Source organism: Thermobacillus sp. ZCTH02-B1, from assembly GCF_002159085.1.
Taxonomy (GTDB): Bacteria; Bacillota; Bacilli; order Paenibacillales; family Paenibacillaceae; genus Thermobacillus.
Genome location: NZ_LZRU01000005.1, coordinates 20,031 through 43,850 on the forward strand (window position 1 = coordinate 20,031; position 23,820 = coordinate 43,850).

At 65.1% G+C, this 23,820-nt stretch carries 18 protein-coding genes and 1 riboswitch; of the genes, 3 read left to right on the top strand and 15 right to left on the bottom strand.

Annotated features, from left to right (window positions below; genetic code table 11):
- Positions 1-190: 190 nt before the first annotated feature.
- On the bottom strand, positions 191-1,066 hold the full coding sequence (pdaA, locus tag A9Z00_RS01190) for a delta-lactam-biosynthetic de-N-acetylase (protein WP_296973488.1): 876 nt from the start codon (positions 1,064-1,066) through the stop codon (positions 191-193).
- Between the two features lie 253 nt (positions 1,067-1,319).
- Between pdaA and A9Z00_RS01195 the strand changes: the two genes are divergently transcribed.
- Together A9Z00_RS01195 and A9Z00_RS01200 are read left to right on the top strand one after the other, a co-directional pair.
- Positions 1,320-1,508, top strand: a complete 189-nt coding sequence (locus tag A9Z00_RS01195; protein WP_296973490.1) for a sporulation protein Cse60 — start codon at positions 1,320-1,322, stop codon at positions 1,506-1,508.
- Between the two features lie 118 nt (positions 1,509-1,626).
- On the top strand, positions 1,627-1,932 hold the full coding sequence (locus tag A9Z00_RS01200; protein WP_296973492.1) for a hypothetical protein: 306 nt from the start codon (positions 1,627-1,629) through the stop codon (positions 1,930-1,932).
- A 232-nt stretch (positions 1,933-2,164) separates the two neighbouring features.
- Here A9Z00_RS01200 and A9Z00_RS01205 read toward each other — a convergent pair whose 3' ends face one another.
- The 6 genes from A9Z00_RS01205 to A9Z00_RS01230 form a co-directional block, all read right to left on the bottom strand.
- Positions 2,165-5,311, bottom strand: coding sequence for an MMPL family transporter (locus A9Z00_RS01205; protein ID WP_296973495.1), 3,147 nt, complete (start codon positions 5,309-5,311; stop codon positions 2,165-2,167).
- Complete coding sequence (locus A9Z00_RS01210; RefSeq protein WP_296973498.1) at positions 5,308-5,811, bottom strand: MarR family winged helix-turn-helix transcriptional regulator; 504 nt, start codon at positions 5,809-5,811, stop codon at positions 5,308-5,310. The genes A9Z00_RS01205 and A9Z00_RS01210 overlap by 4 nt, the downstream gene beginning before the upstream one ends.
- A 209-nt stretch (positions 5,812-6,020) precedes the next feature.
- Positions 6,021-7,559 (bottom strand): ATP-binding protein, encoded by a 1,539-nt coding sequence (locus tag A9Z00_RS01215; RefSeq protein ID WP_296973500.1) that lies wholly within the window; start codon positions 7,557-7,559, stop codon positions 6,021-6,023.
- Between the two features lie 25 nt (positions 7,560-7,584).
- Positions 7,585-9,369: an ABC transporter ATP-binding protein gene (locus A9Z00_RS01220; protein ID WP_296973501.1), complete on the bottom strand. Its 1,785-nt coding sequence runs from the start codon at positions 9,367-9,369 to the stop codon at positions 7,585-7,587.
- A complete protein-coding gene (locus A9Z00_RS01225) occupies positions 9,362-11,272 on the bottom strand; it encodes an ABC transporter ATP-binding protein (protein WP_296973504.1) in 1,911 nt (636 codons plus the stop codon). Before A9Z00_RS01225 ends, A9Z00_RS01220 begins: the two co-directional genes overlap by 8 nt.
- Before the next feature lie 274 nt (positions 11,273-11,546).
- Entirely contained in the window at positions 11,547-12,236 is a 690-nt protein-coding gene (locus A9Z00_RS01230) for a metal-dependent hydrolase (RefSeq protein ID WP_296973506.1), read from the bottom strand.
- A 188-nt stretch (positions 12,237-12,424) separates the two neighbouring features.
- On the opposite strand from A9Z00_RS01230, the gene add reads away from it, so the two are divergent.
- Complete coding sequence (gene add / locus A9Z00_RS01235; RefSeq protein ID WP_296973508.1) at positions 12,425-13,480, top strand: adenosine deaminase; 1,056 nt, start codon at positions 12,425-12,427, stop codon at positions 13,478-13,480.
- 243 nt (positions 13,481-13,723) lie between these two features.
- Here add and A9Z00_RS01240 read toward each other — a convergent pair whose 3' ends face one another.
- The 8 genes from A9Z00_RS01240 to A9Z00_RS01275 form a co-directional block, all read right to left on the bottom strand.
- Positions 13,724-14,584 carry a carbohydrate ABC transporter permease gene (locus A9Z00_RS01240; protein WP_296973509.1) on the bottom strand — a complete coding sequence of 287 codons (861 nt, stop codon included), beginning with the start codon at positions 14,582-14,584 and terminating at the stop codon, positions 13,724-13,726.
- Positions 14,577-15,548: a carbohydrate ABC transporter permease gene (locus A9Z00_RS01245; protein ID WP_296973510.1), complete on the bottom strand. Its 972-nt coding sequence runs from the start codon at positions 15,546-15,548 to the stop codon at positions 14,577-14,579. Before A9Z00_RS01245 ends, A9Z00_RS01240 begins: the two co-directional genes overlap by 8 nt.
- Before the next feature lie 62 nt (positions 15,549-15,610).
- Positions 15,611-17,017, bottom strand: coding sequence for an ABC transporter substrate-binding protein (locus A9Z00_RS01250; RefSeq protein ID WP_296973514.1), 1,407 nt, complete (start codon positions 17,015-17,017; stop codon positions 15,611-15,613).
- Positions 17,018-17,210: 193 nt separating this feature from the next.
- Positions 17,211-19,325: an ABC transporter ATP-binding protein gene (locus A9Z00_RS01255; protein ID WP_296973517.1), complete on the bottom strand. Its 2,115-nt coding sequence runs from the start codon at positions 19,323-19,325 to the stop codon at positions 17,211-17,213.
- Positions 19,322-21,106 (bottom strand): ABC transporter ATP-binding protein, encoded by a 1,785-nt coding sequence (locus tag A9Z00_RS01260; RefSeq protein ID WP_296973519.1) that lies wholly within the window; start codon positions 21,104-21,106, stop codon positions 19,322-19,324. The genes A9Z00_RS01255 and A9Z00_RS01260 overlap by 4 nt, the downstream gene beginning before the upstream one ends.
- Positions 21,107-21,530: 424 nt before the next feature.
- On the bottom strand, positions 21,531-21,800 hold the full coding sequence (locus tag A9Z00_RS01265; protein WP_296973521.1) for a hypothetical protein: 270 nt from the start codon (positions 21,798-21,800) through the stop codon (positions 21,531-21,533).
- Positions 21,801-21,820: 20 nt separating this feature from the next.
- Positions 21,821-21,933, bottom strand: a riboswitch (cyclic di-GMP riboswitch).
- Positions 21,934-22,002: 69 nt separating this feature from the next.
- The gene (locus tag A9Z00_RS01270; RefSeq protein WP_296973524.1) at positions 22,003-22,626 is read right to left on the bottom strand and encodes a ThuA domain-containing protein; all 624 of its coding nucleotides are present in this window, start codon (positions 22,624-22,626) and stop codon (positions 22,003-22,005) included.
- Between the two features lie 153 nt (positions 22,627-22,779).
- Positions 22,780-23,724 carry a helix-turn-helix transcriptional regulator gene (locus tag A9Z00_RS01275; RefSeq protein ID WP_296973525.1) on the bottom strand — a complete coding sequence of 315 codons (945 nt, stop codon included), beginning with the start codon at positions 23,722-23,724 and terminating at the stop codon, positions 22,780-22,782.
- Positions 23,725-23,820 lie beyond the last annotated feature (96 nt).

The following is a 23,820-nucleotide window of genomic DNA, read 5'->3' on the forward strand; positions in this document are numbered from 1 at the left end:
GCCACCCCCATTATGCGGTCGGGAAGCGTTCCTGGCAAGACGGAGGTTCCGCAGGGATCTTCCGGCCGGGCGGGTCCGCGCGACCACCCCCGCCGGGGCCTTCACGCAAACGCCATCCCGCCATGGCGATTCCGTCCGCACCTTCCCGCCGGTCCCGCACCGCACGCGTTCCCGGCGGGCCGGACGGCGGTCACATCGGAAGCTCCGGCAACGGCGACATCAGATGATCGAGACTGCGGAACGTATACCCCTGCCGGCGCGCCTCGTCGATGATCGCGCCCAGCGCCTCGGCGTTGTCCTTCGACACGCTGTGCAGCAGGATGATGGCTCCCGGATGAAGCTGCGAGACGACGTTTTCGTAGGCGTAGCGGGCTCCGCGCTGCGCGGACGTGTCCCAGTCCTTGTAGGCGATCGACCAGAACACGTTCGTGTAGCCGAGATCACGGCTGACGCGCAGCGACCGCTCGCTGAAAATGCCCCGCGGCGGGCGCAGGTAGCGCATGTCCTTTTGTCCGGTGATGTCCGCGACCTCCCTTTTCACCCGGTCCAGCTCCTCGCGGATCTTCTCGTCCGACAGCTTCGAGAAGTCCGGATGCGACCACGAATGGTTGCCGATCAAGTGGCCTTCCCGAACCATCCGCTTGAGAAGTTCCGGCTCCGTGCGCACGTAATGGCCCGTGACGAAAAAGCAGGCCGGCACGCCCTTCTCCTTCAGCACATCGAGGATTTTCGCCGTATACCCGTTCTCGTAGCCGTTGTCGAAGGTCAGATACAGATTCCGTCCCTCCGGACTGCCCCGGAACACCGCGCCGTAACGTTCCAGCAGCGGACCGAATCCCTCCTGGTCGATCGACGCGGGCTCGCCGTTCCGGCTTTTCTTGAAGCCGAAATGGTAAGCGCGATCGCCCGCCGACCAGGCGGAATCCGCCGGATTCCTGTCTCCCCGCACCGCCGCCGGCACGGATCGCTCCGCATCCGGACCGGACAGGGCGAGGCCCGTCCATATGCCGAGCAGCATCGCCGCGATCGAACCGACAAGCGCGGAAGGTTTGAACCGTCTGGACATGCCGATCCCCCCTGTACAATCTGCCAATCACGCTTAAGATGACCGGGGCGGGAAGGTTTTATGCCGGAAGCGGCCGGCCGTTTCGTGCGGGACCAGGCGGGGCTGAATGCGCATACAATCGCAATGTGGTATCATAAAAGATGGATATCCGGATCTGCTCCCGGACCGGAGTGCGGCGACAAGGCGGACATCCTGTTGGCGCAGCAACGCAACGCCGCCAGGCGCCACATTTTCATTACAGGGGTGAAACCGCATGATCCAAGTGAAGGAATTTCTCGACACCGAATCCTCGCATGCCGTCAAGAAAGTGAACGAATTCCTCGCCACCCTGCGCGAAGAGCAGGTCATCAACATCTGCTACGGTTCCTACACGAAGACCGGCGCCAACGGCATGCAGCACCAGCGGACCTGCATCCTCGTCGTCTACCGGACGGACGATTGACATTAACGCCCCCGGATCGCCTCGGCCGGGATCGGCGGACGCTTGAGGTCTGCACCACGATCTGGGCGAATGCATATCCTGACAGCAGAATTCCGCTGTTGGGAGGCTGCCGTAAGCCATGGAACAAAAACCGACGGTCATCTACCGCGCGGATGCGAACGCCGCCGAATCCCTGTTATCGATCCGGAAGAAGCTGTGCGACCTGTGCGAGACCTACGCCGGACGCCTGGTGCGGGTGCAGACGATGGACGGTGCCGTGTATGACGGCATCATCCGCCATCACGAGGGCTGCATCCTGTACCTGGAACTGGACTCGCCGGGATACCGCGCCTTCTGGAATCCGTTCATCGGCTTCAACCCGTACTACAATACGATCCTGCCGCTGGTCCTGTACGAGCTGCTCGTCATATCGCTGCTCGCATGAAAACCCGGCGCGCAAAGCGCAAACGCCGTCCCTCCGCGGCCAAAGCCGCGGAAGGACGGCGTTTTTCGTCATCAAGCGGTCGGGGTCAAGCCGAGGGCCGGCTGCCCGGCCCCGCCGAAGCGGACCCGGTTCCGCGCCCGGACCGTCGACGGAGGACCGGGTCGCATGTCCGGCCCGCTGCCGCGGGTCAGGCTGCACCCGGCTGATCGCCGCGCGGCTCCGGCCCGCCGGATCACGCTCCCGGCGCGGCACCCGCTCCGGTGCGCACGCTCCGGCGCCCGAAGGGCCACCAATTGTGCTCGCCGAACAGCCGCACCATGACCGGAATGAACAGCGGCAGCATGACGAGCGCGTAGAGGAACAGCCCGACCAGCACGATCGTCGCGATGTGCAGGAGCGACATGACGCCCGCCGGCATCATCGCCGCGAACGTGCCGCCGAGGATGACCGCCGCCGACACGATGACCATGCCCATGTTCTTCATCGCGTTCAGAATGCCTTCGCCCGGCGGCAGATCCCGGTACTCGCGGAACCGGTCCATCAGGAAGATGCAGTAGTCGGTGCCGAGCGCCAGCAGCATGACGAAGGAGAAGAACGGCATCGACCAGCTGAGGCCCGGCATGTCGACCAGCCGGACGAACAGCGCCTCCGCCGCCGCCACCGACATGTAATACGTGAGCACCAGCGACAGCACGAGGTAGATCGGCATGACGATCGAACGGAACAGGATGACGAGGATGAGCGCCAGGCCGACCAGCATGATGATGACCGTGCGCGAATAGTCGGCATCGGTAATGTTCCGGAGGTCGTTGTTCAGGCTCGAGACGCCGCCGACCGCGAAATCGGCTCCCTCCAGCACCGTGCCTTCCGTCATGCCCGGGATGGCGTCCGACAGCCGTTCGACCGTATCCATCGCTTCGATCGAATACGGATGGTGTTCCAGCACGACGTCGAACTTCACCGTCCGCCGGTCTTCGCTCATGTACTGGTCGAGCGCCTGCCGGAATGCTTCCGATTCGATCGCTTCTTCCGGCAGGTACCACCCCGCCAGCTGCGGATCGGGCGACGAGGACAGCCCGCCCAGATACTCGCGGGCCGACTCCAGTCCGGCCACCACCTGCTCGAGGCCGTCCGCCGACTGGTCAAGCCCGTCGGTGAGCTGTCCGAGCTGGTCGATCAACCCGGCAAGCCCGGCCGCGAGCTGCTCCTGTCCTTCGGCCAGTTGTCCGGCGCCGCCCGACATTTCGGGCAAGCGCTGCAGGATCGCGTTCTGGCCTTCGGCGGCCTGCGCAAGTCCGGCCTGCAGCTCCTTCAGGCCGTCCGCAATCTGCGCGAGACCTGCGGCCAGTTCCTTTTGACCCGCGGCTGCCTGTTTCAGCCCCTCGTTCGCCTGTTTGAGGCCGGCGCCGAGGCCGCCCAGCTGCGCGTTCAGCTGCTCCAGCGCCGCGACGAGCTGCGCCGCGCCTTCCTGGAGCTGCTTCGCCGTGCCCTGCAGCATCCGGTAATCCGCATCCGCCGCAAGCTCCGGATATTTGAGCGCCAGGCCGTCGATGCCGGCCGCAAGTCCGGCCAGCCCGCCGCCCAGTTCGTTGAGCCGGCCCGCCATTTCGCGGTAGCCTGCGGACAGTTGATCCAGGCCGCCCGCGACCTGCTCGTATCCCGCGAGCAGCTCCTCCGCGGCGGCGGCCAGCTGCTCCGCGGCCTTCCGCGCCTCCGCGGCGCCGGTCGCGAGCTCGCCGGCGCCGGCCTCGCCGCGGCCCAAGCCTTGCGCGAGCTGCCGCAACCCGTCGCCGAGCTGCTCCAGCCCCTTCTGCAGTTCGACCGTCCCGTGCGCGAGCTGCTTCGCGCCGTCCACCGCCTCCTCCAGCTTCGGCGCATTGGCCTTCAGCTCCGAGCTCGCCTGCACGAGCCCCGAGCCGATCCGGCTCAGGCCTTCTCCGCCCTGCCCGAGCCCGCTGTCCAGCTCCGATACCTGATACGTCACCTGCAGCTGTTCGAGCGGTTCGCCCGTCGGACGCGTCGCGCTGCGCACCGATTTCACGCCCTCGGTTTCCGCCATGCGGCGCGTCACCTGTTCGACCGCGGCCAGCCCTTCCGGCGTGTCGAGCGGCGCATCGCTTTGCAGCACGACCGTCGTCGTCAAGGTCTCGCCGGGGCCGAAACCTTCGGCGATGAGGTTGAATCCGCGCACCGACTCGTAACGTTCGCCGATTTCATCAAGCTGGTTGTACGTCAAGGTGTTCTGATAAGCCACGAGGAGCGGCACCGCCAGCACGGCGATGATCGCCAGGGCGCCCAGCGGCCTCTTGATCGCGAACGAGCCGACGGCGCCCCACAGCCGGCTTTCCTTGTGCTCCAGGGAACCGCGCTGCGGCCAGAACAGCACCTTCCCGAGCGTCGCCATGAAGAACGGCACGATCGTCACGAGCGCGATCAGAATGACCGCGACGCCGACGGCGACCGCCACGGCCGAACGATACAGCGAGAACTGCGACAGCCCGATCGACGTGAAGCCGACGAGCACCGCCAGCCCCGCGACGAGCACCGTCTTCCCGGCCGTCCGGTAGGTGCGCAGAATCGCGCCGACCTTGTCGCCGTCCTTCGTCAGCTCCTCCTTGAACCGGCTGATCAGCAGGATGCAGTAGTCCGTGCCGATGCCGAACATGATCGCGACCATGAAGATCTGCGTGAAGTTGGAAAGCGGGAAATCCGCGTATTCCGCCAGAAACGCGACGACGGACTGGGCCACCAGATAGCTGAGCCCGATCGTCAAGAGCGGAATGAACGGCGCGACCAGCGACCGGTAGACGATGAACAGGATGACGAGAATGATGAAGAAGGTGATGATTTCGGTCTTCTTCAACCCTTCTTCGGAACTTTTGATGACGTCCTCGATGATGACCCAGTCGCCGGTGAGATAATGATCGACATCGATGTCCCCGAGCGCCTCGTGCAGCGCCTCCCGCTCTTCCCCGGGCGTCCGGTCGCCGAACTCCACGTTCAGCAGCGTGAGCAGGGTCGTGCCGTCCCCGGAAATCATCATCGATTCCAATTCTTCGTTGTCGAAGGGCGACGTCACCGATACGACGCCGTACGCATCGCCGTCCTCCTGAAACCGCGAGACGCCTTCCCGGATCGCCTCGAAATCCGCGTCGGTGAGTCCCGATTCGCGGTGAAAGACGAGCACCGTCGAGTAGCCGGTGTCGCCCATGGCGTCAAGCATTTCATTGGCCTTGACGTACGGATAGTCGTCCGGTATCGTGATCTGCCCTTTCTCCCGCACCAGCTCGGCAAGGTCGGGTGACGTCAGCAGCAAACCGGCCGCCGCGGCCAGCCACAGCACCAGCACCAGCCACCGCCATTTCACGACATGTCTCATACGGTTGATCTGCCCCTTCCTTCCGTTTCCGCCGCTTCCGCCAACAAATCGACCATTTTCTCGTAGGTTCCGATGAACCGGAGCGCTTCGTCGCGGCTGAAATGATTCATGACCGCCGACAGCCGATCCCGCATCCGTTCGTCCACGAGTTCGGCCAGCCTGCGGCCCGCCTCGGTCAGCGAGAGATAGATCATCCGCCGGTCCTTCGCGTCCGGATGCCGCTCGATCAGCCGTTTGTCGAACAGCCTCGTGATGATCGCCGTGATGGAGCTTTTGCCGACGCCGAACACGTCCGCCAGCTCCGAGGAAATCGAACGGCCTTTCATGCGCAGATACCGGATCACCAGATATTGATCCAGCGTGATATCCTCCTCGCCGATGCACTTGCGCAGCAGCGCGTTCACCCGGCGGTGCATGCGGTATGTCGCATCCTCGTATCGCCGGATGATGGACGCCAGCAGCTCCCGATCCAACGGCTGTTCCAAGCGGTCGTCCGTCACGCTCCACCCCTCGCGGTCCTTCGCGGAATTGTCGATAGTTCGATAATCGAATGATTTCACGATTGAACTATATCACGGCAAAACCCGTCCCGTCAATTCGCCCGCCGCGGACCGTTCCGCCCGCATGGCGGCGAAGGCGGCCCCGGCCATGCCGCGACAACAAGCCATAAAAAAAGGGCCGCGCGCCACCGGATGCGCTCCCCGCGCCGTTACCGGTGTGCAGCGCCGGCCTTCGGCAGCCGGATCGTGACGGTCGTCCCCTCTCCCTCCCGGCTGTCGTAACGGATTTGCCCATCGTGCTCTTCGATGATTTTGTGGCTCATCATGAGGCCGAGCCCGGTGCCTTTCTCCTTTGTCGTGAAAAACGGCTCCCCGAGGCGTGGAAGATGATCCTCCGGAATGCCGCTGCCCTGGTCGGTGACGCGGACGAGCACATCCGTCCCTTCCCGTTCGATCGAAATGGCGAGCAAACCGCCGGTCGGCATCGCCTCGATCGCGTTTTTCACGATGTTCATGAACACCTGCTTGAGCTGGTTTTTGTCGCATCGGACGATGCACGCCTCCGGGACCGCCTGCTCCTGGATGATCACGTTGTTCAGGATCGCCTGGCTGCTGAGCAGATCGGCGACCTCGTGCATGATCACGCGGACATCCCAGTCCTGGTAGACGGAGGCCTGCGGCTTGGCCAGGAGGAGCAGCTCGCCGAGGATCATCTCGATCCGGACGAACTCCTGGTCCATGATCTCGTAGTACCTTTCGGCCTGCTCGCCGGTCGCCTTGAGCAGCAGCTTCGAGAATCCCTTCAGCGAGGTGAGCGGATTGCGGATCTCGTGGGCGATCCCGGCGGCCAGCTGCCCGGCCATCTTCAGCTTTTCCGACGTGCGCAGCAATTCCTCTTTCCGGTTCTCGATCGTCACGTCCCGGACGATGCCGGCCAGCATGTTCGCATTCCGGCAGTCATCCCGCATCCACAGGCCGTACGCCTGCATCGTCCGGATGTTCCCGTCCGGCGCGATGACGCGGTACTCGTATTTCATTTCCCCGTCCGCGCCGCTCCGGGCCCGCTCGCGGAAATACGCCGCCAGGCCGGGCTTGTCCTCGGGATGCACGAGCTTCTCGAACGCTTCCAGGTCGCTCGCGAAGTCGGTCCGCTTTGCGCCGAAGACGGCGTACAGTTCGTCCGACCAATGCAGTTCGTTCGTTTCGGGGCACCATTCGAAATAGCCGAACTCCGCGAAGCGCCGGGCGAGCAGCAGATTGGCCCGGGCGCGCCGGAGCTCCTCCTCCGCCCGCTTCTGCCTCGTGATGTTGCGTGCGACGGCGACGATCCGCTCGACCGCCCCATGCGCGTCCCGTTCGATGGCGAAGGAAACGCTGCACCAGATGTACCGCCCGTCCCGCCGCCGCACCCGGAGCTCCCGCACGCCATGGTTCAACCGGTACGACTCCGTCACTTCCGCGACATGCGGAACGCCCGCCGCAGCGGCCGCGGCCGTCCCCTCTTCTCCCCCGGCAAGGAGATGGATGCCGAGCCGCGGCAGATCGTCGGAACATATGTACAGCACGCCCGGCTTGCCCGTCATTTCTTCCGGACGGTAGCCCAGGACGCGCTCGACCGAAGGCGATATGAATTCGATCGTCATGTCCGGCCCCAGTCCGAGGTAAATGTCATCCGAATGCCGGATGAGCGGGGCGAACAGCCCGTCCGGCACGCTGCAGCCATTCCCCGCTTCTTTCCGTTTCCGCATCGCTGCACGCTCCCGTACACCATTTTCACTCCGCACCCGCCGATACCGTCTGCCGGCCGCTGCGCACGAGGCTGCTGTAGAAGCCGGACAGCGCCATCAGTTCCTCATGCGTCCCCTGCTCGATGATGCGGCCCCTGTCCAGCACCAGAATGCGGTCGGCACGCCGGATCGTGTTCAGCCTGTGCGCAATGACGATGCTCGTGCGCCCGGCCATCAGCCTCTGCAGCGCTTCCCGGATATGCAGTTCCGTGATCGTGTCGATGCTGCTCGTCGCCTCGTCGAGCACGAGAATCGCCGGATCGGCCAGGAACACGCGCGCGATCGCGAGCAGCTGGCGCTGCCCCTGGCTGATGCCGCCGCCGTCCGGGCGAAGCATCGTATCGTAGCCCTGCGGCAGCTTCATGATGAACCGGTGCGCATTCGCCGCCCGGGCCGCCTGCTCGACTTCCTCGTCGGTCGCGTCAAGCCGGCCGTACCGGATATTTTCCCGGATGGTCCCCTCGAACAGAAAAACATCCTGCGGCACGAACCCCATCGCCTGCCGGAGCGACCGGCGCGTCACGCCGCGAATGTCCCGCCCGTCGATCAGGATCCGCCCGCTGTCGGGATCGTAGAACCGGGCGAGGAGATGCACGATCGTCGTCTTGCCCGCTCCGGTGGGGCCGATGAGGGCGATCATTTCTCCCGCTTCCGCGCGGAACGACACGTTCTCGATCGTCGGCACGCCCGGTTCGTAGGCGAAGGAGACGTTCTCGAAAACGATTTCACCTCTGACTTTGCCGATCGGCTTCGCGCCGCCCTCGTCGACCGTCTCCTCCTTCTCGTCGATCACCTCGAACACCCGCTCGGCGCCGGCGACGGCCGACAGGAACGTGTTGAACTGGTTCGCCAGATCGTTCAGCGGCCGGGTGAACTGCCGCGCGTATTCGGCGAACGTCACGATGATGCCGACGGACACGATCCCCTTCAGCGTGAGCAGCCCGCCGGCCAGGGCGATGACGGCGAAGCTCATGTTGTTCAGCATGTTCATCAGCTTCGGAATGAAGCCGGAGTAGACCTGCGCCCAATAGGCGGATTCGCGCAGCCGGTCGTTCTTCTCCCTGAACGCCTCGATGACGGCGCGCTCGCGCGAGAAACTTTTCACGACGCGCTGGCCGGACAGCGTCTCCTCGACGAAGCCGTTGAGCGCCCCCGTATTGCGCTGCGTCTCCCGGAAATACCGGCTGGTCCGGTTCGTGATCCACCGCATGCCGGCGAACATCACCGGCACGGTCGTCAGCGTGATGAGCGTCATGAGCGGACTGAGCCAGAGCATGAGCCCGAGCATGCCCGCGAACGTCAGCAGGCTGGAGACGAGCTGGATGAAGGAGCTGTTCAGCGTCTGGCTCACGTTGTCGATGTCGCTCGTCATCCGGCTCATCAGCTCGCCGTGCTGCCGCTTCGTGAAATACGCGATCGGCAGCCGGTGGAGCGCGTCGAAGAGATCCGCCCGGAGCTTCGCGACGGTGCGCTGCGCGACGCCGATCATCCAGAAGTTCTGCAGCCAGCCGGCTGCGCCCTGCGCGACGTAGACCGCGCCGAGCACGAGGATCAGCGCGGCGAGACCTTCGTAATCGCCGGGCACGAAATAGTCGTCGATCGCCCGTCCCAGCAGGTACGGACCGAGCAGCCCGAGCGTCGAGCCCGCCGCCGTCATGAGAAAGATGGCCGCCAGCAGCCCCCTGTGCGCGGCCAGATACGACCAGATGCGAAGCAGGGTCGGCAGCCACCGCTTCGGCCGCTCCCCCCGCCTGCCGCCGCGGTCAGCCATGGCGCGCCGCCTCCTCTCCGTACTGCGAGCTGACGATGCGCGCATAGAGCGGCGACGTCCGAAGCAGTTCCTCGTGCGTCCCGAACGCGTGAAGCCGGCCGTCCTCGAGGATGAGGATCGCATCCGCCCCCGCGGCCGCGGAGATCTTCTGCGTGGCGACGAGCTTCGTGCAGCGGTACGACCGCAGCGCATCCAGCAGCGCCGCCTCCGTCTTCGCGTCCAGGGCGTTCGTGCTGTCGTCAAGCAGGAGCAGCCGCGGCCTCCGGATGAGCGCCCGCGCCACCGCAAGCCGCTGCCTCTGCCCGCCGGACAGGTTGACGCCCTTCTGCCCGAGCGCCGTCTCGTACTGCTCCGGCAGCCGCATGATCGTCTCGTGGATCTGCGCGGCGCGCGCCGCTTCCACGATCTCCTCCCGCGTCGCGTCCTCCTTGCCCCAGAGCAGGTTTTCCCGCACCGTCCCGGAAAAGAGCACGACCTCCTGCGGCACGTAGCCGATCTGCGCCCGCAGCCGTTCCGGATCCAGGCTCCGCACGTCCCGGCCGTCGATGCGCACGGCGCCCTCGTCCGGGTCGAACAGCCGCAGGATGAGCTGGAGAAGCGTCGATTTGCCGGAGCCGGTCGCGCCGAGGATCGCGACCGTCTGTCCCGCCCTGATCGTGAAGGACACATGCGCGAGCGCCGGTATGTTCATGCCGGGATATCGGAACGTGACGTTCTCGAACACGACCTCCGCGCCTTCATCCCGCGGGACGGCGAAGGCGGCGCGATCCGCCGCGCCGGCCGATGTACGCGCACCCGCCGCTTCGGCCGCCGCTTGCGCGTCCGCGCCGCGCCCGCCATCCCCGGCGCGCGCCGGCGCGTCTTGCGGTCCGCCGTCGGCGGCCCGCCCGGCGGCGCCCCGCTTGACGGCATCGGCCTGCCGCCCGGCGACCGCCGCATCCGGCGCGCTTTCGGGCACCGCCGCTTCCCGCGCCTCCGTCAGGAGCACCTCGGCGATCCGGCCGGCCGACGCCCGGGCCCGGGCCAGGCTCGTCACGATCCAGGACAGCATCGAGAATGCGGCCATGATGCGCATCGCGTAATTGACGACCGCCACGATCCCGCCCACTTCCGCGCGGCCGGCCTGCACCTCGCCGCCGCCGAGCCAGAGCAGCAGCAAAATGCCGATGTTCATGACCATGAGCAGCGCCGGCACCGTCAGATCCACGACCCGGATCGCGGAGATCGTGCGCGCCATCAGATCCGCGTTCGCCTCCGTGAACCGCTCGCGCTCGCGCTCGTAGCGCACCATCAGCCGGATGAGCCGCATGCCGACCAGATTCTCCCGGAGCAGCCCGTTCGTCCGGTCCAGCCGGGCCTGCACCGCCCGGAACAGCCGGAAGCCCCGGCTCATCATCCAGACGAGCACCGCGAAGAGCACGGGCGAGATGAGAAGCAGGATCATTCCGAGCCGGACATTCATGACCAGCGCCATGACCAGGCCGCCGACCATCAGGAGCGGCGCCCGCAACATGACGCGCAGCCCCATGAACACCGCGTTCTGCACCTGGGTGACGTCGCTCGTTATCCGGTTCATCAGCGTCGCCGCGGTGAACCGATCGAACACGGCATAGGGAAACCCCTGCACCCGCATGTACATCGCGGCGCGAACGTCATGGGCGAACCCCTGGCTCACGCGGGCGGCGAAGAAGCTGTTCACGATCCCGGCGGCAAAGCCGAGCAGCGCGAGGCACGTCATCCAGGCGCCGATCCGCAGCACCGCGACGGTATCCCCGACCAGAATCCCCTCGTCGATGATCCGGGCCATCAGCACCGGGTGCCACAGCTCGACGACGAGCTCCGCCAGCATCAGGATGAGGGCGATCCCCGCGGCCAGACGATAAGGTTTCAAATGGCGCAGCAAGCACCGCAACTCCGCTCACCCCTTCCGTCCGGACATGGAACCCCGAAGCATCCGCCTTCACGCCAACCGGAACGGATGCGCCCGCGCCGGACACGCGGGCCGCAGTCGATGCAGCTCCCTTCCCGGATGCACGGATTGCGCGCCGCGGGGCCGGATGCGGCCGGCATCCGGCACGAATGCGCTTTCGCCGGAAACGCCGGCTGCTTGCACCGCACGCCTGTCCCGGTCCATCGGACCGGCGCGGCCCGATGGCGCGGACCGGTTCCGCGCCCCGTCACAGCTCGACCGATTCGCCGGGCGCCAGCGGCAGCCCCTCGATGCCGGCGGCCTTCAGCCGCTCGGCGAACGCCTTCCCGTCCTGTGCGATGAGCGGGAACGTGTTGTAGTGGATCGGCACGACCCGCTTCGCGCGCAGCCATTCCGCTGCCGTCAGCGCGTCGTCCGGTCCCATCGTGTAATTGTCGCCGATCGGCAGGAACGCGAGATCGATCGCATGCCGCTCACCGATCACCTTCATGTCGCCGAACAGCGCCGTATCGCCCGCGTGGTAGATCGTGCGGCCTTCCGCGGTCACGAGCAGGCCCGCCGGCATGCCCATGTACACGAAGTGCTGCTCGCCCGCCGGCTGGTAGCCCGATCCGTGGAACGCGAGCGTCAGCTTGACCGTGCCGAAGTCGAACCGATGCGAACCGCCGATGTGCATCGGATGGCTCTTGCAGCCCTGCCAGCCCGCGTAGGTCGCGAGCTCGAACGGCGCGATGACGACCGCGTCGCAGCGCTTCGCGATCTCAAAAGCATCGCCGACATGATCGTTGTGCCCGTGCGTGAGCAGCACGTAGTCGACCCGGATATCGCCCGCGGCGACCGGTGCGGACGGATTGCCGGTCAGAAACGGATCGATCACGAGCCGCTTGCCGTTCGTTTCGATCAACACGCAGCTGTGGCCGTAATAGGTCAGCTTCATGTCCCCCACCCCTTGTTTCAAAATATTGTCATCATAATTCCATTATCCGAAAATCGCGTCCGAATGTCCATGCTTGAGCCGTCCGGAGCCGGTTGACACCCTCCCGCCCGCAACGCTACGATGATGGAAAATTCCGGCGCGGATCCCGGACGCGCGGGCCGCGCCGATGACGGGAGGAGGAGTTCCCTGTGGCCGGAGCCCTGGAACGGATCGACGCGATGCCGAAGATCGACCTTCATCTGCATCTGGACGGCTGCGTCCGCCCGGAGACGCTGATCCGCCTCGCCCGCGAGCGGAAGCGCGCGCTTCCGGAATGGGACCCCGGGCGGCTGAGGCCTTACATGCAGGCAGCGCCCGACAACGCCGATCTGACCGGATACCTGACCCGCTTCGATTTCGTCCTGCCCCATCTGCAGGATGCCGAAGCGCTCGAGCTCGTCGCGTTCGAATGCGTGCAGCAGACGGCGGCAAGCGGCGGCCTCTACGTCGAGGTTCGCTTCGCCCCGATGCTCCATACGCGGGAGGGACTGACCGCGGACGGCGCGATCCGCGCCGTCCTCGCCGGTCTCAGGCGCGGCGAGGATGCATGCGGCATTCCGGCGCGCGCCATCGTCATCTGCATGCGCCATCACGACGAGGCGACGAACATCGCCGCCGTCGAGGCGGCGGCCCGTTTCGCCGGCGACGGCGTGGCCGCCGTCGATCTCGCCGGCGACGAGTCGCGCTGGCCGACCTCCGCCTTCCGGCGGGTGTTCGAGGCGGCCGCCGCGCTCGGGCTGAAAGCCACGATCCACGCCGGCGAGGCGGCCGGCCCCGACAGCATCCGCGAAGCCGTCGAGCGCCTCGGCGCCGTCCGGATCGGCCACGGCGTCCGCGCGCAGGAGGACCCGTACGTCTGCGACCTGCTCCGGGAACGCCGGATTCCGCTTGAAATGTGCCCCACCAGCAACCTTCAGACGCGCGCGGTGCCGGGCTGGGACGCGTACCCGCTTCGCCGCTACGCCGCGGAAGGGCTCGTCGTCACGGCGAACACGGACAACCCGACGGTATCGGGCACGACCATCGCGGACGAGTACCGGCTGCTCCACGAACGGCTGGGCATGCCGCCGGAGGAGATCGCGGCGCTCGTCCTGAACGCGGCGGACGCGGCCTTCCTCGAGCCGGAGGCGAAGCGCGCGCTGAAATCCCGGGTGATCGCGGCGCTGGACGCCCTCGGCCTCCGTCCGCGGCATCCGGACGCCTGAGCGGCGGCCGACGCGCGCGCCTTCGGCTTCGCGGCCGCATTCCGCTTGCGGGCACCGCAGCCCGCCGTCATAAAAAGCGCCCGACGCGCGCGCGACGCATCGGGCCTAGGCAAGGTTCAAGACGGATATGGAAATGAAATGGAGAGGGGAAAACCTGGCCATGAAACTCCGGCGTGTGCCGGAGGTCATCGGCGTGCTGCTCCCGGATCCGGGCCCGGAGCAGCCTCGCCGATCTGCATATCCTTACTCCTTCACGCTTCCCAGCGCCACACCTTCGATGATGTACCGCGAGAGCAGGAAGTAGATGACGAACAGCGGAAGCGCCGTCAGCGACAGACCGAGATAGATCGAACCGTATTCCGTCTTGTAAATGTCGCCCCTCAGCAGGTTGACCATGATCGGCAGCGTGTACTTCTCCTTCTGCGTCAGGAGAATGAGCGGCATGAACAGGTTGTTCCAGCTGCCGACGAAAACGAAGATCGACTGCGTTGCCAGGGCCGGCGCCATGATCGGCAGGATGATCCGGTTGAACGTGGCGAACTCGCCGGAACCGTCCACCCGCGCCGATTCCACGATTTCATAGTGCAGCGCGCCGAGCAGATACTGCCGCATGAAGAATACGATGGCCGGCGACGCGATCGCGGGCAGGATCAGCGGCAGGAAGCTGTTCGTCCAGCCGATCTTGTACATGAACTGATAGAACCCGACCGCGCTGGCCTGGGCCGGAATCAGCATGATCAGCACGATGAAGGTGAAGAACGGCTGGCGGAACCTCCAGTTGTACACCACGAGCGCGTACGCGGTCAGCGACGAGAAATAGATCGCGCAAATCGTCGTGCCCGCGGAAACGGTGAACGAGTTGATGAAACCGGTAATCGGGTCGAAGCTCTTGCCCACCAGAACTTCCAGGTTCCGCATCAGATGGCCCGACGGCAGAAGCGAGATACCGGACTGGATCTCCGGCGTCGAACGCGTGGCGTTCACGAACATGATCCAGAACGGCATGATGCTGAGCAGCGCCAGGAAGACGCAGACGATATAAACGAACGTCCGGTTCAGCCGCAGGGCGAAGGAATTGGTCTTCTTGACCGCCGTATTATGCATTCATGACGCCCCCTTTGGCAGCCGCCTTCCGGATCCTTCTCTCTTCCCGCTTGAGCCGTGCGGCGTCGCGGTCGCGCAGCAGATAGAACAGGATCGCCGACAGGACGGCCGCGATCACGAACAGGATCATGCTCGCCGCAGCCGCGCGGTTGTACAGATATTGCCCCTTGAACGCCTGCGCGTAGATGAACATCGACGCGGTGTAGGTCGCATTGTCCGGACCGCCGTTCTGGAACAACAGCGGAATGTCGAACATTTGCAGACCGCCGATCATCGACGTGATCAGGATATACAGCATGATCGTCCGGAGGCTCGGAAGCGTAATTTTCGTAAATTGCTGCCATCCGTTGGCTCCGTCGATTTCGGCCGCTTCATACAACGTGGGGTTGATACCCATGACGCCGGCGATCAGAATCAGCATCGTGTGGCCGTACCACATCCAGTACTGGATGAACGACACGATCCCCCTCGCCGTCCACTTGTCCAGCAGGAAGTTGATCGGCTCATCCGACCATCCGAGCATCTGGTACAGGCTGTTGACGGGACCCATGGGATAAGCGAACAACGAGCTGAACAGCACGGCGATCGTGCCGGCCGTGATCATGTTGGGCATGTAGAACAGAATCTTGAATCCGCCCTGCCCCCGGATTTTGAGTCTCCGGTTGGTGAACCAGGCGGTGAGCAGCAGCGCGATCCCCAACTGGGGAATGAAGTTGATGATCCAGATGATCGCGGTGTTCAGAAGCGAATTGCGGAACAGATCGTTGTCAAACAGCAGGTTCTTGAAGTTTTCGAACGGGTCGTCCAGCACGTGGAATTCCTTTGTGGCGACGCCCTTCAAATCGGTAAACCCGATAAATGCCGTGTACAGAATCGGATACAGCGAAAAAACCAGGAACGCCAATATGAAGGGAAGGCAGAAGAGAAAACCGTACCTGGAGTAGCTGATCGACCGCCGGCGCAAACGCAATCACCCCCAATGATGTAAAGGGGCGGGGGTTGCCCGCCCGCCCCGTTTGGCGCCCGTCATTCGCTGTCGATGCCGAGTTCGTCCCTGACCTGATTCTTGAAGTCCGCAATCGCCTGATCGCGGCTCTTGTTGCCGGCGGTGTATTCACGAACCTGAGCGCGCCAGATGTCGTTGATCGACTGGTCGTATTGCGTCAGGTTCTTGCCGGAAGCGAACTGGTTGGCCGGCACGAACACGTCGAACATGTTCTGTCCGCCGAGGAAATCGAGTTCGCCGTTCGACTTCGCCATGACGACGGAGGATGCGACCGTGTCCTTCGTGCCGTTTTCGTTCATGAGGCCGTTGGCCCACAGATATTGCAGACCGTTGTCGGACGTGTCCACCGTCACCCACCGGATGAAGTCGGCGACAACTTGCTTCTTCGCTTCGTCCTTGAGCACTTCCTTGTTCGCGAGCACCCAGGTGCCGCCCCAGAAGAAGCCGACCGGCGGTTCGGTGACGGCCCAGTCACCGGCGGTGTCAGGCGCATGCTGACCGATGACGTAGTTGATGAGCCATGCCGGACCGAAGAAACCGAACACCGGCTTCGGGCCTTCGCCCCTCATGTCGGCGTACCAGGCTTCCGTCCAGTCTTGCGTGTCATTGTGGTAGCCGTTGTCCTTCAGACGCTTCGACAGGTCGATGAACTCTTCGCGTTTCGGGTCGATGTACAGCTTGCCGTCGACGATCCAGCCCTTGTCGGAGCTGTTCTCGATCGAGTGCCAGATGTCGCCGTCGCCGGAGACGATCGCGTAGCCCTTCTGCTTCAGCTTCTCGGCCGCTTCGAAGAATTTGTCCCAGCCCGGACCGATCTCATTCTTGATGGCGTTCGGATCATCCGTGCCGAACACGTCCTGCGCGATCGAGCGGCGATAGATGAACGCGCCGCCGGTCGCCTGATAGCCGAGCGCCTTCAGCTCGCCGTCCTTCGTGCCGATGTCGATCGTGTACTCGGCGATGCCGGCTTCCTTCACCATGTCTTCCGTGATGCCGAGGTCGGCGTAGCCGGCCGCAAAGTCGGACATGTCGCCCTGCGTATACTTCAGGACGAACGCCGCTTCGGCCGCGTAGATGTCCGGAGCGTCCTTGCCGCCGGCCGCCAGCGCCTGGTCAAGCGCCGGTTGGTACGCGTTGTCCGTCGTCGAGATGATCGTCGAATTGAATTCGACGTTCAGATCCGGGTTCAGTTCCAGGTATTTCTCCGTCATCTTCGGGATCTCGTCCGTGAACGACCACAGGTTGATCGTGATCTTTTCGCCCGAGCCGCCGGAGCCACCCGACGAACCGCCCGAGTTGGTCGTCGTCGATGTGTTGCCGCCGTTCGAGCCCGATCCCGCGTTGTTTTCTTTCTTACCCCCTCCACAAGCCGCCAGGAGCGATGCCAGCATGATGATCGCGGTGATCAGTGCCAGTGTCCGCTTCATCTCTTGTGTCCTTCCTCCCTTTTCCATGTGTTTTCTCTTTCTGCATTTCTGGATGTAAACGCAATCATATTATAGATCCGGCTTTCCGTGCGGATAAGGATGCAGTCGTTGGGTATGTTCCATCTTTTTTTGGTTCTGTCATGTTGAAAAAACCCCGGTCCGCCGTCCGCGGTCCCGGGGTTCCCCTGCATGTTCACGTTTTCAGCGGTTCGGCGCCCGCCGCGGAGTCCGCGGCCTGCGCCTCGCCGTGCTGCGTCCGATACATCTGCCAGTATCTGCCGCGCTGCGCCATCAGCGACTCGTGGTTCCCGCGTTCGACGATGACGCCGCGGTCGAGCACGAGGATGAGATCGGCGTTCCGGATCGTCGACAGCCGGTGCGCGACGATGAACGTCGTGCGCCCTTTCTTCACGACTTCCAGCGCGTCCTGGATGATCGCCTCCGTCTCCGTGTCGATGTTCGCCGTCGCCTCGTCCAGGATGAGGATCGCCGGGTCGAACGCCAGCGCGCGGGCGAACGAAATGAGCTGCCGCTGTCCGGCCGACAGCGTGCTCCCCCGCTCCAGCACCGGCTCGTCGATGCCGCGCGGCAGGGTCCGAAGCATCCGTTCGCCGCCGACCTCGGCCAGCGCCCGCGCGGCCCGCTCCCGCGTAATCCGCGGATCGCCCATCGTGATGTTCGACAGGACCGTGCCGGTGAACAGGAACGGATCCTGCAGCACGATGCCCATGTGCGCGCGCAGCGCCTGGCGCGGAATGTTCCGGATGTCGACGCCGTCGATCGTGATGCTGCCGCTGTCCGGGTCATAGAAGCGGAAGAGCAGGCTCACGATCGAGCTCTTGCCCGAGCCGGTATGGCCGACGAGCGCGACCGTCTGCCCCCGCTTCACCGAGAACGAGATGCCCTTCAGCACCGGCTCGCCTTCCTTGTACGAGAACCAGACGTCGCGGAATTCGACGTCGCCGCCAAAGCGCGGCCTCCGCTCGTCCGACACGTCCTCGCCCGGCTCGTCGAGCAGGACGAACACCCGCTCCGCCGACACGAGCGCCGTCTCGAGATTCGGCAGCTGGTTCACGATGTTCACGATCGGGTCGAACAGCCGGTTCAGGTAATCGACGAACGCGTACAGCACGCCGAGCGACACGACCGCCTCCGGACCCGTCAGCCGCTCCGCGCCGAAATACCAGATCACCGCCACGTAGGCGAGGTTCCGGATGACGCCGACCAGGTTCCAGGAGGTCAGCGAGTTCAGGGTGAGCAGTTTGTTCTTGTAGACGAAGTTCCGGAGGTTGTACGCTTCGAACTCCTCTTCGATCTTCTTCTCGCGCCGGAACGCCCGGATGACGGACATCCCCTGGATCGCCTCGTTGATCCGGCCGTTGATTTCGCTCAGCGTCGCGCGGATCACGCGGTTGTACCGCCGGGCGAACCGGCCGTAGATCCAGATCCAGGCCGCGAGAATCGGCACGATGACGAGGCAGATCGCCGCAAGCCGCGCATCGAGCAGGAACATCGCGAAGAGGATGCCCGCCATGTTCACGCCGCCGGTGAAAAAGTTCGCCAGCACCGTCACGTACAGCTCGCGGATCGCTTCCGTGTCATTCGTGATGCGGGAGACGATCTTGCCGGCCGGCAGATTGTCGAAGAAGCGGACCGGCAGCCGGTTCACCTGGGCGAACACGTCGTTCCGCATCCGGAAGATGATCCGGTTCGCCGCCGCCTGCAGCCAGTAGCGCTGCCCGTACGCGAAGAATGCCGACAGCACCGTCAGCCCGAAATAGAACAGGCAGAGCCGCACCATGCCGTCCACCTCGGGACGGTAGAAGCGGAAGATGTCCTCCTCGGTGATCCGTTCCGCCGGATAGACCGCCGTCCGCCCGTCCTTCCCGATCACGACCCGGCCTTCCGCGTCCACCGAGCGCATGCCGTCGAAGGCAATCGCCTGCGGGATGAAATAGTAGTCCCTTCCGATCTGCAGAATGCGGACTTCGCCGCCCCGCGCCTCGCCTTCCGCGAAATGGTCGGCCCGCTTGTACAGCCTGCCGCCGTACTCCACGGTCCAGGCGTCGGGACCGGAAGCTTCGTACCAGGGCTGTTCGATGCCCGAAATGTGCACGTCGATCAGCCGCTTCGCCACGAACGGGCCGGCCAGGTTCGTGCCGACCGCGACCGCCAGCATGGCAATCGCGATCAGCAGTTGCCATTTGTGCAGCATCGCGTAGCGCACGAGCCGCCGGACCGTCGCGCGCTTGCCGGCCGACCTGCGGTCGATGTCCAGATCCTGCTGGAAAAAGTCTTCCGCGCTCATCCGCGATCACCCGCTTCCAATCCGACGGCCTCTTCCATCTGCTGCCGTTCGTATTGCTTCTTGTACCAGCCGCCGAGCGCGAGCAGCTCCTCGTGCGTGCCCTCCTCGACGATCCGCCCGTCGTCGAGCACGATGATCCGGTCCGCGTGCTGGACGGCGGACAGCCGGTGCGTGACGATGATCGTCGTCTTGCCCCTCCGCTCGCGCCGGATGTTCGCGATGATCTCCGCCTCCGTCCGCGCGTCCACCGCGGACAGCGCGTCGTCGAGCATCAGAATCTCCGGGTCGCGGACGAGCGCCCGCGCGATCGCGACGCGCTGCTTCTGCCCGCCGGACAGCGCGACGCCCCGCTCGCCGACGAGCGTGTCCAGGCCGTTCGGAAAAAATTCCAGATCCTTCTTCAGCGCGGCCGCCTCGATCGCGCGCCACAGTTCCTCCTCGCCCGCTTCGTCGCGCGCGAACAGGATGTTGTCGCGCACCGACCGCGAGAACAGGAACTGCTCCTGCGGCACATAGCCGAACCACGACTTGAGCCGGTCGGTCGGGATCCGCTCGATCGGCACGCCGCCGATCGTAATCTCGCCCTCTCCCGGCGGATATTCGCGCAGGAGCTGCCGGATCAGCGTCGTCTTGCCGGCGCCGGTCCGCCCGACGACGCCGAGCGTGCCGCCGCGCGGCAGCGTGAGGCTGACGTTCCGCAGGCTGTCGACCGGAGATCCCGGATACCGGAACGTCACGTTCCGGAAGACGATGTCGCCCGGCTTCTCCGGTGCGTCCGCGGCCTCTCCGGCCTCCGCCGCGTTCGGCACGTCCGGCACGTCCGGCCTGTCGTTCAGCGTCTCGTTCACCCGGTCGAGCGACGCGTTGCCGCGCTGCATGACGTTGATCATCTCGCCGACCGCGAACATCGGCCAGATCAGCATGCCGAGGTAGACGTTGAAGGTGACGAGCCCGCCGATCGTCAGCTCGTTGCGGAAGACGAGCCAGGCGCCGTAGCCGAGCCCGATCAGGTAGCTCGCGCCGACGAAGATGCGGACCGTGGGCTCGAACAGCGCCTCAATCCGCACGACGGAGAGATTTTTCCGGTACACGTCCTCCGTGACCTCCGCAAACTGACGCTCCGCCGCCCGCTCCTGCACATACGCGCGGATGACGCGGATGCCGGAGATCGTCTCGAGCACGCGCTCGTTCATGTCGCCGAACGCGTCCTGCGCCGCGGTGAACCGGTCGTGGATCCAGCCGCCGTACCTGCCGACCAGCACGGCCATGAGCGGCAGCGGCAGCACCGCCGCCAGCGTCAGCTTCCACGAGACGAACACGGTCATCATGACGAGCAGGAGCGCCATCCACAGCGTCGAGTCCATCAGCGTCAGCATGCCGAAGCCGGTCGTCAGGCTGACCGCGTTCAGGTCGTTCGTCGCGCGCGCCATCAGGTCGCCCGTGCGGTTCCGGTTGAAGAACGACGGGGTCATTTTCAGAAAATGCCGCATCAGCCGCGAACGGAGCATCCGCTCCACGACGAACGAGCCGCCGAACAGGTTGTAGTGCCAGGTGAAGGAAATGAGGTAAATGACGACCGTCATCGCCAGCAGCGCGGCGAGCGTCATCGTCAGGCTGCGCCAGGTCATCGTGCCCTGATAGATCGCGTCGATCGCGTCCCCGACCATCATCGGCGGCAGCACCTCGATGAGACCGGATACGACCATCAGCGGAAGGGCGATGAGATAGCGTTTTCTTTCCTGTCTGAAGAACCAGCCGAGTTTTCGAAGCACCGCCAGCATGCCTGTATCTCCCCTCTGTTGCTTGCCGCAAAAACAAAACGCACACCGCAGTAGCCGCGATGTGCTCCCGTTGTCCCGATATGGGTGCGCATATGGGTGCACGCCGCGCCCCTTCCGCGGCGTGCTTCCCCGAACGATTCAACCGGCCGGACGCGGACGGCGGGCCCGAACCGGCACGAAACAGCCGCGGACAATATGCAGATGGCCTCCGGTTGGCGCAAGGAGGAGGTGTTCCATGCGTTGTCCCTTCATTGTCCGCAGCTCCTTTCCGTACCTTGATTTCGAATCTTTAAAACGTACAGTATCATGACGTTCGAAGAATTGTCAACGGTTTTCAGCGGCCTGGAGGCCCGGGGGCGGTTGGCAGCGTGCTCCCGCCGGCCGCCTCTCGCGGTCTCGCGCCCGGATCCGGTTCGGCTCCGCCTCACACCCGGACGTCCAGATGGGCGCCGATCAGCAGCGCGGGCGGCATCCCTTCCGCACGCCCGGGAGGGCCCGATCCCTTGAACTTCGCGTAGCTGGCGATCACCAGGCGATGCACGGCTCCCGCGCGGATCGCCCCGCCGGCTTCACCCCCGGCCGGGCGCGGACTCCCGGCGCCGTCTTCTTCCGCCGGATGCGAATCGGCGGCGTTCCCCCCGGCCCCGCGGGCGGCCGCATGCCCGGATGCGATCCGCGGTTGTGCGGTTTCCATCCCGAGCGCCCTCCTTCCTTGTCGGCAGCTGGCTGGCATTCGGCGGACGCCGCCCGAGCGGACGGCCGCTTCCGCCGATTAGCCCCTGTAGCTTTGCGTCCTTGCGCTTTCGCGCAGGTTGCCCTGATCGCAGGTAGGACTTGCGCACCTCAAGTATAGGTAATTAATCCTAGATCGTCAATGTCGGGATGAGACCCGTTCCTTAGGCCAGCAGCCACCGCAGCCGCTCCGCGAGCAGCGCCTGAAACCGCGGATCGAGCAGTGCCTCGCGCGCGTGGGCGGGCGTCAGGCAGCACACCCTGCCCCGCCCGCACGCATGCTCCCAGCCGGCCATCGATTCGCCGGCCGCCGAACGCGACCGGAGGAACACGTTCGTCCCCGCCTCGTCGACCTCGACAAAGTAATGTTCGTCGTACAGCGTCATCACCTCGGCGCCGTCCGACGCGCGGACATACGTGACCTCGCCCATCGGCGGATGGTGCAGGAACCGGCCGCGCAGCATCTTCACGTAGGCGCCGTCCCGGTCGTAGCCGGCCGTTCCCGTGTGCCAGGCCAGCCAGCGCCCGCCGCCTTCCACATACCGGACAATCGCCTCTTCGATCTCCGGGGTCATCCACGGCACAAACGGCTCGTCCGGCGCGTTCAGCGGATTCTGCTTGAACAGCACGACCGCGTCCGGCCCTTCCGACAGCCGGTCCTTCAGTTCGCCGTGCTCCACGTAGGCGAGCGCGATGCCGCCGGCCGCCTCCGCCGCTTTGTCCAGCGCTTCCCGGATCATGTCTTCCGCGTGCCAATAGTCGCCGACCAGGGCCACCACCTGTTTCATGCTCCGATTCCTCCTCGTGCAGATTGCCGGCTCCCCGGATGGGAAGCCCGTTGCCTCGAGCCGTACTCCCGCCGATGGTGCTGCAGGGTCGCCGGCTGCATGCCATGCGACGCTTTCCGCGGCCGCCTCCCGTCGCGTCAGCGTCTCTCCATCTCAATGCCCGCCTTCCGATGCGGCCTGCACGGCCGGCTTCGGATGCGCCCCCTCCGCGCCGCCGGGATGCTGCAGGAACCGCCGGCGATATTCGCTGGGCGTCACCCCTTCATGCTTCACGAAGCAGGCGGTGAAATAGGCGGGCTGCCGGAACCCGACTTCCTGCGCGATCTGGCCGACCGGCAGGTCGGTCTGGAGCAGCAGCAGTTTCGCCTGCTCCAGCCGGTAATGCATCAGATACTCCATCGGCGAGCAGCCGAACTGCCGCTTCATGCATCGCGCGATGTAGACCGGGTGGAAATTGAGCGCCTCGCCGAGATCCCTGGCCGTCAGCTTCTCGCGGTAGTGCTGGCGCAGGTACGACGCGGCCTGGTCCGCCACCACGGCGCCCGGGCGCGGCAGGCGGGCGCGGTCGCCGGCGGCGAGCATCATGAGCACCTGCTGGAACAGGAGCTGCTGCTCCCAGCGCACCCAGTGCAGGTGGGAATCGCGCTCGAGCGCGACGAGCTGCCGCAGCACCTCGTACATCTTCGCCGGGTGCGCAAGGCGGCTGAACTGCGGCACGCGGATCCGGAACGTCTGCATCCGGAACGTGCGGCCCGGCGCCGGCTGGTCGTCCGGCCGGCTCCCGTCCTCCCCGTCCTCGTCGTCCGCCATCCGCCACGACCCCGCCGTATGGAAATGCAGCCAGTACGAGATCGTCTTCTCCCGGCAGCCGGCCGTCGGATAATGGTGCAGATCCGGCCGCAGGATGAGCGCATGGCCCTCCGATACTTCGTAATGCCGATCTTCCTCCCCGATGTACAGACAGCCTTGCGCGACGACCAGCAGATCGAACTCGCCGATCGCGTACCGCTCGGGATGCTTCCGGCCCGGTCCGGCAACGCTGTAACCCGCGCAGATGTAATGGGGCAGCGGAAGCGCGGTGAACTCGATCACGGACATGCGCGCCAATCCCTCCGAACAGGTTGATTCCGTGACAGAAGAAGTTGCCCGTCTGATACTCCCGAACCCACGGAACCGCCTATAATCATGAGAACA